Genomic DNA, 12,398 nt, shown 5'->3' with positions numbered 1-12,398 from the left:
CAACCGCACCCGGCATCGCCGGCCGCCACCCCACTGCACCCGCCGCCGCCAGCCCTTCCTGCTCGTGCCCAGCTTGTACGAACCGCTCAGCAATCCACTCGACGAACGCCCGCACGCCGGGCGACACATGCGGGCGCTTCACATAGACGGCCGACACCGCGAGCGCATCGGGTTGCCAGCGCGGCAGCACTTCCCGCAACCGCCCCGCGTCGATCAGGGGCTGCGCGGCGACGCGCGTCGGCTGGATCAGCCCGAGACCGTGCACGCCGCATGCGAGATACGCCTGCTCGTCGTCCACACTGACGATGCCGTCGAGCTGCAGCTTGCGCACCGCGTCGTCCACCACGAACTCGAGCTCGCCCGGACGCTGGCCGGACACGTGCGACCCGGCTACCACGCGATGCGCATCCAGATCGTCGAGCGTGCGCGGCACGCCGAAGCGGTCGAGATACGCGGGGCTCGCGCACGTCACGCGCTCGAGCGAGCCGAGCCGGCGTGCGACGAGCGACGAATCGGGCAGCGCACCGAGCCGGACGCTGCAGTCGATCGCGTCGCCGATGCGATCGCCCGCGCGCCCGGCCATGGCGAGCATCAGCTCGAGATCGGGATGCCGTGCATGAAATGCGCCGAGCGCCGGCAACACGATCGCGCCCACCACCGACGCCGGCAATTCGACGCGCAACGGTCCGCTCGGATGCAGCGCGGCGCCGCGGATGCTCGCTTCGAGCTCGTCGACGTCCGCGGTGATGCTGACGCAGCGCCGGTAATACGCGTCGCCTTCGGGCGTCGCCCGCAACGCGCGCGTCGTGCGCACCAGCANNNAGCAGCGGCATGCCGAGCGCCGCCTCGAGTTCCTGCACGGTGCGCGTCGCCGTGGCGCGCGAAATGCCGAGCGCCTGCGCCGCGCGCGTGAAGCTGTTCATTTCGACGATGCGCGTGAAGATGCGCATCGCACGGATCGGATTGTCCACCCAACACCTCTGCGTGGTTGCGATATGCCGCGGCGCGCGTTCGCGCACCGTGCGTGTCGATGTCGATGCCGATGTCGGCGCAAGCCGCGCGACCCGCGCGGCCGCCGGTCAGGCGTTCGCCGCCGCGACGCCGGGCGCCGGTTCGGCGAGCAGCCGTTGCGCGAGCGCCAGTGCGTCGTCGCGGCTCGCCGCCGCGCTCAGCGGATAGCCCCAAACCTTCTCGAAGGCGCCCGAAAACGCATTGAGCGCCACGCGCCGCGCCGCATTGGGCTCGATCGCGATCATCCCGGGGATCCGTTCGCGCGACAGTGCGCGGTTGGCCTTGCTCCACTTCGCGAGCTGTTTGCGCATCTCGTGATCGTTGTCCGCGCGATCGTCGCCGGACGGCGCATCGTCGGTCAGCAAAACGAAGCGCTCGCGGCGCGCGAGCAACGCGTCGAGTTCGGCAATCAGGTGAGCGGGATCGGTGTGGGTCGAGCCGCTGTAACGCAGCCAGACAAACGGGAATTCAGTCGTGACGATTTGCATGTCGACCTCCAGATGAGAACGATTCTCATCTTATGGATCGAGACCCGATGCGTCATTTCTCATCCCGGCCAACTGCTTTTTCAATCCGGCCAAACGTGCGCGAGCGCGCCGCGTGAACGGTCAGCGTTGCCGGTCGGTCAGGAATTGCGTGGGCGACTTGCCGGTCGCCTTGCGGAACATCGTGACGAAACTGCTCGCGCTCTCGTAGCCGAGATCGATCGCGATCTGGTGCACGCGGCGGCCGGTTGTCAGCATCCGCAGCGACAGCGCGACGTGCAGCCGACGGCGCCAGTCGCCGAGGCTCATCCCGAGTTCCTTCGTCGCGAGCCGCGTGAGGCTGCGCTCGCTGATGCCCGCGCGCCGCGCGAGTTCGGGCAGCGGCGACTTGTCGGCCGGATCGTCGAGCAAATGGTCGATCAGCTTGCGCAACCGGCGGTCGGCCGGCATCGGCAGGTACAGATCCTCGACCGGCGCCGCGACGAGTTCGTCGAGCAGCGTCGCCACCAGCCGCCCCTGCGGCCCGTCGACGTCGTACAGGTTCGGGAAGCTGGCCGCCTTCAGCAGCAGTTCGCGCAACAGCGGCGACATGGCCAGCGTGCAGCAGCGCGTGGGCAGCTCGAGCGCCGCGTCGGGTTCGACCAGCACCGCGTAGAAGGTCGCGCCGGCCGAACCACGCGCCGCATGCGGGACGTCGCCCGGAATCCAGACCGTGCATTGCGGCGGCGCAGTCCACACGCCGCCGTCGATCTCGCAATAGACGACGCCGGTCAGCGTGTAAAGCAGTTGCGCCTGGCGATGGCTGTGCCGCTCGAGCCGCCATTCGGGCTCGACGACGGAGCCGCCGAACACCACGAGCGGACGCGGCACGTGATAGACGTCCGCGTCCGCGGCGGGATCGGTGATCGGTGGAAGGTCGCGCATGGAACGACGGGTTGAGAAGAAAGCCGGACGCCGGCGCGTCCTTTCGTGCTTATACCAGAAAGGCGCCGGCGCGGCCGCGCCGTTTGAAAACGGCCGTCTGCGGCCACGCGCCGAACCGAATACAATCCGCAGATCCCCGCCGCTGCGCCAACCTGCCGGAGCCGCCATGTTCGACCTGACCACGCTGACCACCTTCACGGCCGTCGTTCTGGGCCTGTTCCTGATTCCCGGCCCCGCCGTGCTGCTCGTGCTGAGCCGCACCGTGCAGGGCGGCCGCAAGACCGGCATCCTGACCGGCCTCGGCGTCGCCAGCGGCGACTTCGTGCATACGCTGTTCGCGGCCGTCGGCCTGTCCGCGCTGCTGATGACGTCGGCGCTCGCGTTCAACGTCGTGAAACTGATTGGCGCCGCGTACCTGATCTATCTCGGCGTACGCGCGCTGCTGGAGAAATCTGCCGACCCGTCGTTGCCGCAGGTGTCGCCCGTCACGCCGCTCAAGGCGTACCTGCAGGCGATTCCCGCCGAGGTGCTGAATCCGAAAACCGCGCTGTTCTTTCTCGCGTTCATGCCGCAGTTCGTGCACCCGGAGCGCGGCTCGACGTTCGCGCAGTTCGCGGTGCTCGGGCTGATCTTCGTCGTGCTCAGCTCGCTCTACACGACGCTGATCGCATGCTCGATCCGGCCGCTCGGCCGCATCGTGAAGCGGCTCACGTGGCTCACGCGCTGGCAGGGCAAGATCATCGGCTCGATCTTCATCGCGCTCGGGCTGCGCGTGGCCGTGCAGCAGCGCTGATGCGCGTCGCCACATGACGCGCGTCGCCGCGGACCTGCTCTACACCGACCCGCGCCTCGTCGCGGTGTACGACCTGTTCAACGCGGGCGATCGGGACTTCGCGTTCTACGCCGCCGCGATCGGCGCCGCCCGGCAACGCATCCTCGATCTCGGCTGCGGCACCGGCACGTTCGCGCGACGGCTCGCGGCGGCCGGGCATGACGTCGTCGCGATCGATCCCGCGCCGGCGATGATCGATTACGCGCGACGCCAGCCGGGCGCCGACGCGGTACGCTGGCTCGCGTGCGCGCTCGACGGCCTGCCGCCCGGCGCGCCGTTCGATACGGTCGTGATGACCGGGCACGCGTTCCAGTGCCTGCTCAGCGACGACGACATCGACGCGACGCTGCGCGGCGTGCGACGCGTGCTGGCCGACGGCGGCCGTTTCCTGTTCGACACCCGCAACCCGCGTACCGAACCGTGGCGAGCATGGACGCCCGCGCAGTCGGCACGCAGCGTCGAGTCGCACGCATGCGGCATCGTCGATCTCCATCACGCGGTGCGTGCGATCGACGGCGCGATCGTGACGTTCGACACGCACTACCGCTTTCGCCGCGACGATACGGTGCTGACGAATACGAGCCGGCTGCGTTTCATCGCTCAATCCGAATTGCAGGCCCGCGTGACGGCGGCCGGTTTCGCGTCGGCCGACTGGTGCGGCGATTGGGAGCATGCCCCGTTCGACGAGGCGACCAGCGCGGAGATCATCGCGATCTGCCGCGCGTAACGGGCGCAGCGCAGGCATCACGCGCCCCGCTCGTCGTCACACGCCGTCGAGCGCGCGCCGAACACCGTCCCAATCGAGCCCGAACCGCGCGAGATACTTGCGCAATCGATCCGCATCGTTCGGCTGCTTCTTGCTCTGCCGCGACACCGCGAACAGCGTGCGCCCGGCTTCCGACAGGCTCGCCGACGTGCGGCACACGTCGAGCACGCGTTCGAGCTGCGCACGGTCGAACAGGTCGAGTGCCGCCGCACGCGCGCCGAACACCGCGTCGACGCATGCATCGGACGCCTCAGCGCCACCCGGCGACGACCACGTGCGCGTCAGCCGTTCGACCTCCTGCTCGGCGAGCGCCTCGGTAATCCGCCCCGCATCGGCCAGCGTCGCCATCCGCGTGACCGACGCCGACAGTTCGCGGAAGTTGCCGGCCCACGTCGCGCGCGGTGATGTCGCGAACGCGAGATAGCGCCGCTTCGCCTCAACGTTGAACCGCACCTGCTCACCCTGCTCGCGACCGAAACGGTCGAGCTCGAATTCGAGGTTCGGCTCGATGTCCTCGCGGCGCTCCGCGAGCCCCGGCAGTTCGTAGGTCCACAAGTTGATCCGCGCATAGAGGTCCTCGCGGAACGTCCCGGCCGCCACCATCTGCCGCAGGTCGCGGTGCGTGCCCGCGATCAGCTCGAAATCGCTGGTCGCCTCGACGTCCGCGCCCACCGGCAGGAAGCGCTTTTCCTCGATCGCCTTCAGCAGCATCGCCTGTTCGTCGAGCCCGAGTTCGCCGATTTCGTCGAGAAACAGCAGCCCGCCGTCCGCCGCGCGCAGCAGCCCCGCGCGCGCCGACTGCGCACCCGTAAACGCGCCTTTCATGTGACCGAACAGCGTCGACATCGCCGCGTCGCCGCGCAGCGTCGCGCAGTTGATCTCGATGAACGGCCCCGCGAGCCGATGCCGGCCGCGCTTCAGTTCGTACACGCGCTTCGCGAGAAACGACTTGCCGGCCCCCGTCGGCCCGACCAGCAGCATCGGCGCGCGCGAGCGCACGGCCACGCGCTCCAGTTGCTCGATCAGCGCATTGAAGCGCGCGTTGCGTGTCGCGATGCCGGCCTTCAGGAACGACACCGTTTCGTCGCGCTCGCGCGTGAAGCGCTGCGCGATCCGGTTGTAGCGGGACAGGTCGAGATCGATCACCGAGATCGTGCCCGGCCCGCTCGGCCCCTCGTCGGTCCGCTGCGGCGGCCCCGTCTGCACGAGGCGCGCGGGCAGGTAGCGCGCTTCCGCCAGCAGGAACCAGCAGATCTGCGCGACGTGCGTGCCGGTCGTGATGTGGATCAGGTAATCCTCGTGCTCGAGGTCGAACGGATACGCGCGTGCGAAATCGTGCAGCGTCGCATAGACCTCCTCGAAATCCCACGGATCGCGGATCGTGACCGGCGTGAGCCGCACGTCGGTGTGCGGCGACACGCGCGCGAGATCGTCCCGCACGTGCTGCGCGAGACGCACGTATTCCTGCGGATACAGCAATTCGAGCCGGTCGATCGGCAGTTCGGGCTGCTCGCACAGCGAAATCGTCGGCCGCCATTTCGGGTAGCGACGCGACGTGCGGTCGCCCTGGTCCAGCACGATGCCGAGAAAACCGATTGCGACGGTTTTACGCATGTTTATCTCATGGGATAAGAGGCGATCCGATTGTATCGGATATGCATGGCGAGATGGAGCAACAAGCGCCGCCATCAGGCGGTGAGAAATAAAGATTTCCCTTTGTTTTCAATCGCCTGGGAAATTTCATGAAGGCCCCTGCCCGCACTGGCACGCTCCTCGCTAAATAGAAGACGCCGGATGTCCCGCTGGCCCACGAGCCAGGGTTCAACAAGCCCTGCTGGTGCGCCGCCGCCGAACCTCGTTCGTCGCGGCAGCGCATGCCGCCATGGACAGACGAAGGCAAAGGGGCGCGCGCCAGGATGCCTCGCCCGGGTTCGAATCCCGGGGCGCCCCATTGTTCGGAAGCTCAGTCAGGTGGAGCAGCCGGCGAAAGCCGGCCGGTGGCGGGTTCGAATCCCGCTCGAACGCTGTCCGCAAGGACGGTCTCGTATGAAAAGCAGTACCCGCCGGTGCGGGCCGACAGGCCCGCCGCGCGTCGGACCGGTTGCGGTTCCGCGCGATCGGCCGGACGGCCGCACGGCCCGCGCGAAGGCGCACGACGACGCGATGCAGGATGCGTCGTCGTGCACTTCGACGCCGGGCCGGCGCGCCGCCCGCCCGGTTGCGTCGCACCGCGATCCGTCCGATGCGCGTCACCCGGCGGTCATTGAAAAAAAGGACAAAAATATGTGGAAGCGTCATGTCGTAAAAAAGAACGAACGCGCGCTGCTGATGAGCGAAGGCGATTTCGTGAAGGTGCTGGAACCGGGCGTGTTCAAGGCCTTCGATCCGTTCAAGCGCCTGTCGGTGCAGACCGCGCGTCTCGATGCGCCGCTCGCCGACGAAGCGCTGGCCGATTACCTGCGTCACGACGCACAGGACGTGCTCGCGCAGTATTTCGTCGCGATGGATCTCGCCGACGACGAAGCCGGCCTGCGCTATGAAGACGACGTGCTCGTCGAGATTCTGGCCCCGGGCACGCGCCGGCTGTACTGGCGCGGCCTGACCGCGCATCGGCTTGAGCGCGTTGATCTCACGCAAGACAGCATGCTGCCGGCCGCGCTCGTGAAGCGCATCGCGCAACCGTCGCTGCGTGCGCGCGGTGTGGCGGGGCTCACGGGCGTACTGCTCGCGCAGGTGCCGGCGTACCACGTCGGTGTACTGAAGATCGACGGCAAGATCGAGCGGTTGCTGGACGCGGGTACGTCGGCGTTCTGGCGCTTCAACCGCGACGTCGCGGTCGAACTCGTCGATCTGCGCTTGCAGGCGATCGAAGTCGGCGGGCAGGAAATCCTGACGCGCGACAAGGTCGCGCTGCGGCTGAACCTGTCGGCGACGTGGTGCTACGCGGACGTGCTGCACGCGTTCGGCCAGTTGCAGAAACCGGTCGAACACCTGTATCGCGAGCTGCAGTTCGCGCTGCGTTCGGCGGTGGGCACGCGCTCGCTCGACGAGCTGCTGGAGGACAAGCAGTCGCTCGACGACGTCGTGATCGCGCAGGTGCGTGCCCGTCTCGACGATTCGGGCGTGAACGTGCGCAGCGTCGGCGTGAAGGATATCGTGCTGCCGGGCGACATGAAGACGATCCTCGCGCAGGTGGTCGAAGCGGAGAAGTCCGCGCAGGCGAACGTGATTCGCCGCCGCGAGGAAACGGCGGCCACGCGTTCGCTGCTGAACACCGCGAAGGTGATGGAAGAGAACCCGACCGCGCTGCGGCTCAAGGAGCTGGAAACGCTCGAGCGCGTCGCGGAACGGATCGACCGCATCTCGGTGTTCGGTGGTCTCGACCAGGTGCTGAACGGACTCGTCAGCATCAAGGGCGCGTAATGCAGGACCGACGCCGCGCGGATGTGCGGCGTCGGCTCCGAAATGAATCAGGTGAAGCAAATGACAGACATGGATTATCAGGTGATGGAACTGGCGAACGGCAAGCCGGTGAAGATGTGGACGCAAGGCGTCGCCGTCGAAGAGGAAGCGCGCGCGCAACTGCGCAACACCGCGCAAATGCCGTTCATCTTCGGCCACGTCGCGGTGATGCCGGACGTGCACCTCGGCAAGGGCTCGACGATCGGCAGCGTGATTCCGACGAAGGGCGCGATCATTCCGGCCGCGGTCGGCGTCGACATCGGTTGCGGGATGATGGCCGCGCGCACGACGCTGACGGCGTCCGACCTGCCGGACTCGCTTGGTGGGCTGCGCAGCGCGATCGAGCGCGCTGTGCCGCACGGCCGCGCGCCGGGCCGCCGCGATCCGGGCGCATGGGGCGATCGCACGCCGGCCGCCGTGACCGACGCGTGGAAGTCGCTGCAACCGGGCTTCCAGCGGATCGTCGACAAGTATCCGAAGCTGGAGAAGACGAACCACTACGCGCATCTCGGCACGCTCGGCACCGGCAATCACTTCATCGAAGTGTGCATCGACGAAGCGGACCGTGTGTGGTTCATGCTGCACAGCGGCTCGCGGGGCGTCGGCAATGCGATCGGCAGCCTGTTCATCGAACTCGCGCAGGCCGACATGCGCCAGCACATCGCGAACCTGCCGGACCGCAACCTCGCGTATTTCACCGAAGGCAGCCGGCACTTCGACGATTACGTCGAGGCGGTCGGCTGGGCGCAGGACTACGCACGGCGCAACCGGCAGGCGATGATGGATGCGGTGATCGGCGCGGCGCGCGGCGTGATCGGCACACCGTTCTCGGTCGACGAGCATGCGGTGAACTGCCACCACAACTACGTGCAGCGCGAACGCCACTTCGGCGAAGACGTGCTCGTCACGCGCAAGGGCGCGGTGTCCGCGCGGAAGGGGCAGCTCGGGATCATCCCGGGCTCGATGGGCGCGAAGAGCTTCATCGTGCGCGGGCTCGGCAATCCGGAAAGCTTCTGCTCGTGCAGCCACGGCGCGGGCCGGACGATGAGCCGTACCGAAGCGAAGCGCCGCTTCACGGCCGACGATCAGGCGAAGGCGACGCAGGGCGTCGAATGCCGGAAGGACGCGGGCGTCGTCGATGAAATCCCGATGGCGTACAAGGACATCGACGCGGTGATGGCGGCCCAGCGCAGCCTCGTCGAAGTGGTGCATACGCTGCGTCAGGTGGTGTGCGTGAAGGGATAGCGCAGCGACGCCCGCCACGCTCTTGCGCGGCGGCCGACAGGCGATGAAAACGAACGGCGCGGTGCCTGCGGGTATCGCGCCGTTTGCGTGCCGGTCGATGACGTGCGTGCCCCCGCACCGTTTCGTCACGTCGATCATCCGTTCGGCAGCGGTATACTGGAGGCCGTTCGCGCCACTGCACTCGACCTGCACCGCTTGCTGACGATGTGCTTGCAGTCCGGCATCTTCCGCCCGCTTTCTCCCAGTCGATCCGAACCGCCATGTCGCACCGTTTTTCGCTCGCCCTCGCCGTCCTCCTCGCCGCTTCCCCGATCGTCACGCAGGCCCGTCCGCTGTCGCGGCCGCCGGTCGAACGCGAGTTCAAGAGCTGGTCGGTCGTCTGCGACAACGGCAATCGCTGTATCGCGGAAAGCCACGCCGACGATATCGACGATGCGCGCACCGGCCTGGTCCTGCGCGTGACGTGCGATGCCGGCCCCGACGCGCAACCGTCGCTCGACCTCTACGCATCGGCGCCGGTCGACTTGCGCACCGCACGCGTCGACGGCCGACCGTTCGATGCAATGCCGGCGCAATGGCATGCGTTCGGCGACAAGACCGACGATGTTGCCCGCCCGTTCCGAATCCGGACCAATGATCCGGCCACGGTGGCCGCGTGGCTCGCCGCGGCGCGCAATGCACAACTGTTGAGTTTCGGCGATCCCGCGTCGGCGCCCACTGCGCGTACGCCGTTGTCGGGATTGAATGCCGCGCTGCTGCTGATCGACGATACGCAGGGCCGCGTCGGTACGGTCACGGCGCTGCTGCGCCCGGGCACCAAGCCTGCATCGTCGGTGCCGGCCGCGCCCGTGTTGCCGCCCGCGGTCACGCCCGCGCCGCCGCCCGCTTCGGCCCTGTCGGCCGCCGAACAGCGTCCGCTCGTCGATGCGGTCCTCGCGAAATTCGGCGCCGACGTGAAGCAATGCGCGGCCGATGTCGAAGACGAAATGTCGGCGAGCGACCGCAGGAAGGCGTCGCGAGCCGTCGCGATCTCGTCCGACGAGGCGCTCGTCGCGATCCCGTGCCAGACCAGCAGCCTGTATAACCATACCGACCTGTGGTATCGCGTGCGGCGAACTGCGCCCTACTCGCCGACGGCGATGAATTTCGGCGAGAACGCGAATGCGGGACTCGATTCGGCGTCGTTCGCGAACGAGCTGACCGATGCCGGGTACGATATCGCGAGTGCGACGCTGTCGAGCACGGTCCGGTTGCGCAGTGCGGGCGATTGCGGCTCGACCGCGTCGTGGGTGTTCGACGGCCGGCGCTTCGTGCTCGACGGCCTCGCGACGCATAGTACGTGCAATGGCCTGTTCCGGGCCCAATGGCCGCGGCTGTACCGCCGGGCCGATGCGGCCGGCGGCCCACGCTGACGCGTCACCTCACGCGGCGCCGACGATCGAGATCGAGAACCCGTCCCAGCCCTTCTGCCCGACCGTCTGCACGGCCGTCGTCGTGAGCGCTGGCTCGGCCGCGAGGCGCGCGAACCCGTCGCGCACGCCAACCACGTCCGGCTCGCGGTTGTCCAGGTCGGCCACGCGCCCGTTGCGCACGACGTTGTCGACGACGATCACCGTGCCGGGCCGCGACAGCTTCAGCGCCGCGTCGAGATAAACGGCATTGTTGTCCTTGTCCGCATCGATGAAGATGAAATCGAACGGTGCCTCCCCGGCGTCGACGAGCCGCGCGAGGCTGTCCTTCGCGCTGCCGACCACTACCGACACGACCTCCGCGAAGCCGGCGCGTGCAATGTTCTCCGTCGCGACTTTCGCGTGTGCCGGATTCAGCTCGAGCGTCACGAGCGAGCCGCCCGGCGGCAACGCGCGCGCCAGCCAGATCGTGCTGTAGCCACCCAGCGTGCCGACTTCGAGAATCCGCCGCGCACCACGGATCGTCGCGAGCAGCTGCAACAGCTTGCCCTGGTTCGGCGCGACGTTGATCGCCGGCAGCCCCGCCGCGTCGCTCGCCGCCAGCGCGGCGTCGAGCACGGCGTCGGACGGCACGAGCGTTGCCGAGAAATACGCATCCACCTGGTTCCACCGATCCTGATCCATCGCGCACCTTTCGTCTGCGGAAAAACGCATTCTATGCGCCGCGCCGCCATAAGCAACGAACCATTCGTTCTAAAGGCAGCCGCACACGTGCTCCTATAATCGCCGGACGGCAGCCCCCATCGACCTTCACAACAACAAACGGAGCACCCATGACCGATCAGGCCCATTCGAACTGGCGTCTCGAAACCATCGCCGTGCACGGCGGTTATCGTCCCGACCCGACCACGCGTGCGGTCGCCGTCCCGATCTACCAGACCGTTGCGTACGCATTCGACGATACGCAGCACGGCGCCGACCTGTTCGACCTGAAGGTCCAGGGCAACATCTACACGCGGATCATGAATCCGACGACGGACGTGCTCGAGCAGCGGATCGCCGCGCTCGAAGGCGGCATCGGCGCGCTCGCGCTCGCGTCGGGGCAATCCGCCGTCACGTACGCGATCCAGACGATCGCCGAAGCCGGCGACAACATCGTGTCCGCGAGTTCGCTTTACGGCGGCACCTACAACCTGTTCGCGCACACGCTGCCGCAATACGGAATCACCACGCGCTTCGCCGATCCGCGCGACCCCGCGTCGTTCGAGCCGCTGATCGATGCGCGCACGAAGGCGATCTTCGCGGAATCGGTCGGCAACCCGCTCGGCAACGTCACCGACATCGCCGCGCTCGCGGCCGTCGCGCATCGCCACGGCATCCCGCTGATCGTCGACAACACGGTGCCGTCGCCGTACCTGCTGCGCCCGTTCGAGCACGGCGCGGACATCGTCGTGCACTCGCTGACGAAGTATCTCGGCGGACACGGCACGAGCCTCGGCGGCGCCATTGTCGATTCGGGCAAGTTCCCGTGGGCCGACCACGCGGACCGCTTCAAGCGACTGAACGAGCCGGACGTCAGCTATCACGGCGTCGTCTATACCGAAGCGTTCGGTCCGGCCGCGTACATCGGCCGCGCCCGCGTGGTGCCGCTGCGCAACATGGGCGCGGCGATCTCGCCGTTCAATGCGTTCCAGATCCTGCAGGGAATCGAGACGCTCGCGCTGCGTGTCGAACGGATCAGCGACAACGCGCTGAAGATCGCGCAGCATCTCGCACGCCACGAGCACGTCGAATGGGTGAACTATGCGGGCCTGCCCGATCACCCCGATCATCCGCTCGTCGCCCGCTACCTGTCGGGCCGTGCGCCGGGCATCCTGACGTTCGGCGTGAAAGGCGGCCGCGACGGCGGTGCGAAGTTCCAGGATGCGCTGAAGCTGTTCACGCGGCTCGTGAACATCGGCGATACGAAGTCGCTCGCGACGCATCCGGCATCGACCACGCATCGTCAGTTGTCGCCGGCCGAACTCGCGAAGGCCGGCGTGAAGGAAGAAACGGTGCGGCTGTCGATCGGCATCGAGCATATCGACGACCTGCTCGCCGATCTCGACCAGGCGCTCGCGCAGCTTTGAGCGGAACGGGCGCACCGGCTTGTCGGTGCGCACGCATCGAATCGCTTGACCCTGGAGCGGCTTCAAAGTGTTCAATCGCCGGCTGATGCCCGGGCGACGCCCGGCGCATACGATCGTGCCACGCAGCGTCCGGCT

General features: G+C 67.7%; 11 protein-coding genes, 1 tRNA gene and 1 pseudogene. 7 read left to right on the top strand and 6 right to left on the bottom strand.

All coding sequences use genetic code 11. The features are described 5' to 3' along the window. The 4 genes and pseudogenes from A9Z05_RS05910 to A9Z05_RS05900 all read right to left on the bottom strand — a co-directional run. Window positions 1-819: pseudogene (locus tag A9Z05_RS05910) on the bottom strand (LysR substrate-binding domain-containing protein); the annotation flags it as partial. Window positions 820-822: 3 nt separating this feature from the next. Next, window positions 823-971, bottom strand: a 149-nt coding sequence (locus A9Z05_RS37615) for a LysR family transcriptional regulator (protein ID WP_256121864.1), incomplete at its 3' end; no start/stop codon positions are given. Between the two features lie 108 nt (window positions 972-1,079). Then, window positions 1,080-1,499, bottom strand: a complete 420-nt coding sequence (locus A9Z05_RS05905; RefSeq protein WP_069617269.1) for an ATP--cob(I)alamin adenosyltransferase — start codon at window positions 1,497-1,499, stop codon at window positions 1,080-1,082. Window positions 1,500-1,619: 120 nt separating this feature from the next. After that, complete coding sequence (locus tag A9Z05_RS05900; RefSeq protein WP_069617268.1) at window positions 1,620-2,420, bottom strand: helix-turn-helix domain-containing protein; 801 nt, start codon at window positions 2,418-2,420, stop codon at window positions 1,620-1,622. 166 nt (window positions 2,421-2,586) lie between these two features. On the opposite strand from A9Z05_RS05900, the gene A9Z05_RS05895 reads away from it, so the two are divergent. Together A9Z05_RS05895 and A9Z05_RS05890 are read left to right on the top strand one after the other, a co-directional pair. Next, window positions 2,587-3,213 (top strand): LysE family translocator, encoded by a 627-nt coding sequence (locus tag A9Z05_RS05895; protein ID WP_069617267.1) that lies wholly within the window; start codon window positions 2,587-2,589, stop codon window positions 3,211-3,213. Window positions 3,214-3,226: 13 nt separating this feature from the next. Then, window positions 3,227-3,979: a bifunctional 2-polyprenyl-6-hydroxyphenol methylase/3-demethylubiquinol 3-O-methyltransferase UbiG gene (locus A9Z05_RS05890; RefSeq protein ID WP_069617266.1), complete on the top strand. Its 753-nt coding sequence runs from the start codon at window positions 3,227-3,229 to the stop codon at window positions 3,977-3,979. Between the two features lie 36 nt (window positions 3,980-4,015). On the opposite strand, the gene rtcR is transcribed toward A9Z05_RS05890, so the two are convergent. Beyond that, window positions 4,016-5,632, bottom strand: coding sequence for an RNA repair transcriptional activator RtcR (rtcR, locus tag A9Z05_RS05885; RefSeq protein WP_069617265.1), 1,617 nt, complete (start codon window positions 5,630-5,632; stop codon window positions 4,016-4,018). Window positions 5,633-5,970: 338 nt separating this feature from the next. On the opposite strand from rtcR, the gene A9Z05_RS05880 reads away from it, so the two are divergent. The 4 genes from A9Z05_RS05880 (at window position 5,971) to A9Z05_RS05865 (ending at window position 10,137) form a co-directional block, all read left to right on the top strand. Further along, window positions 5,971-6,043 (top strand) — tRNA-Phe (locus A9Z05_RS05880). Between the two features lie 258 nt (window positions 6,044-6,301). Beyond that, the gene (locus A9Z05_RS05875; protein WP_069617271.1) at window positions 6,302-7,441 is read left to right on the top strand and encodes a slipin family protein; all 1,140 of its coding nucleotides are present in this window, start codon (window positions 6,302-6,304) and stop codon (window positions 7,439-7,441) included. A gap of 60 nt (window positions 7,442-7,501) precedes the next feature. Then, complete coding sequence (locus tag A9Z05_RS05870) at window positions 7,502-8,725, top strand: RtcB family protein (protein ID WP_069617270.1); 1,224 nt, start codon at window positions 7,502-7,504, stop codon at window positions 8,723-8,725. A 260-nt stretch (window positions 8,726-8,985) separates the two neighbouring features. Beyond that, a complete protein-coding gene (locus A9Z05_RS05865; RefSeq protein ID WP_069617264.1) occupies window positions 8,986-10,137 on the top strand; it encodes a DUF1176 domain-containing protein in 1,152 nt (383 codons plus the stop codon). 9 nt (window positions 10,138-10,146) lie between these two features. Here A9Z05_RS05865 and A9Z05_RS05860 read toward each other — a convergent pair whose 3' ends face one another. Continuing rightward, window positions 10,147-10,818 carry an O-methyltransferase gene (locus A9Z05_RS05860; RefSeq protein ID WP_069617263.1) on the bottom strand — a complete coding sequence of 224 codons (672 nt, stop codon included), beginning with the start codon at window positions 10,816-10,818 and terminating at the stop codon, window positions 10,147-10,149. A gap of 149 nt (window positions 10,819-10,967) precedes the next feature. On the opposite strand from A9Z05_RS05860, the gene A9Z05_RS05855 reads away from it, so the two are divergent. Further along, a complete protein-coding gene (locus A9Z05_RS05855; RefSeq protein WP_069617262.1) occupies window positions 10,968-12,263 on the top strand; it encodes an O-acetylhomoserine aminocarboxypropyltransferase/cysteine synthase family protein in 1,296 nt (431 codons plus the stop codon). The last annotated feature ends 135 nt before the right edge of the window (window positions 12,264-12,398 follow it).

Source organism: Burkholderia sp. A2 (assembly GCF_001729305.1).
Classification (GTDB): Bacteria; Pseudomonadota; Gammaproteobacteria; order Burkholderiales; family Burkholderiaceae; genus Burkholderia; species Burkholderia sola.
This window is presented reverse-complemented; position numbering and strand designations above follow the sequence as displayed.

What these genes read in the sequence shown, in the direction of transcription:
- A9Z05_RS05905 (WP_069617269.1), bottom strand. Translation starts at nt 1,499, where the DNA reads ATGCAAATCGTCACGACTGAATTCCCGTTTGTCTGGCTGCGTTACAGC.
- A9Z05_RS05900 (WP_069617268.1), bottom strand. Translation starts at nt 2,420, where the DNA reads ATGCGCGACCTTCCACCGATCACCGATCCCGCCGCGGACGCGGACGTC.
- A9Z05_RS05895 (WP_069617267.1), top strand. Translation starts at nt 2,587, where the DNA reads ATGTTCGACCTGACCACGCTGACCACCTTCACGGCCGTCGTTCTGGGC.
- A9Z05_RS05890 (WP_069617266.1), top strand. Translation starts at nt 3,227, where the DNA reads ATGACGCGCGTCGCCGCGGACCTGCTCTACACCGACCCGCGCCTCGTC.
- rtcR (WP_069617265.1), bottom strand. Translation starts at nt 5,632, where the DNA reads ATGCGTAAAACCGTCGCAATCGGTTTTCTCGGCATCGTGCTGGACCAG.
- A9Z05_RS05875 (WP_069617271.1), top strand. Translation starts at nt 6,302, where the DNA reads ATGTGGAAGCGTCATGTCGTAAAAAAGAACGAACGCGCGCTGCTGATG.
- A9Z05_RS05870 (WP_069617270.1), top strand. Translation starts at nt 7,502, where the DNA reads ATGACAGACATGGATTATCAGGTGATGGAACTGGCGAACGGCAAGCCG.
- A9Z05_RS05865 (WP_069617264.1), top strand. Translation starts at nt 8,986, where the DNA reads ATGTCGCACCGTTTTTCGCTCGCCCTCGCCGTCCTCCTCGCCGCTTCC.
- A9Z05_RS05860 (WP_069617263.1), bottom strand. Translation starts at nt 10,818, where the DNA reads ATGGATCAGGATCGGTGGAACCAGGTGGATGCGTATTTCTCGGCAACG.
- A9Z05_RS05855 (WP_069617262.1), top strand. Translation starts at nt 10,968, where the DNA reads ATGACCGATCAGGCCCATTCGAACTGGCGTCTCGAAACCATCGCCGTG.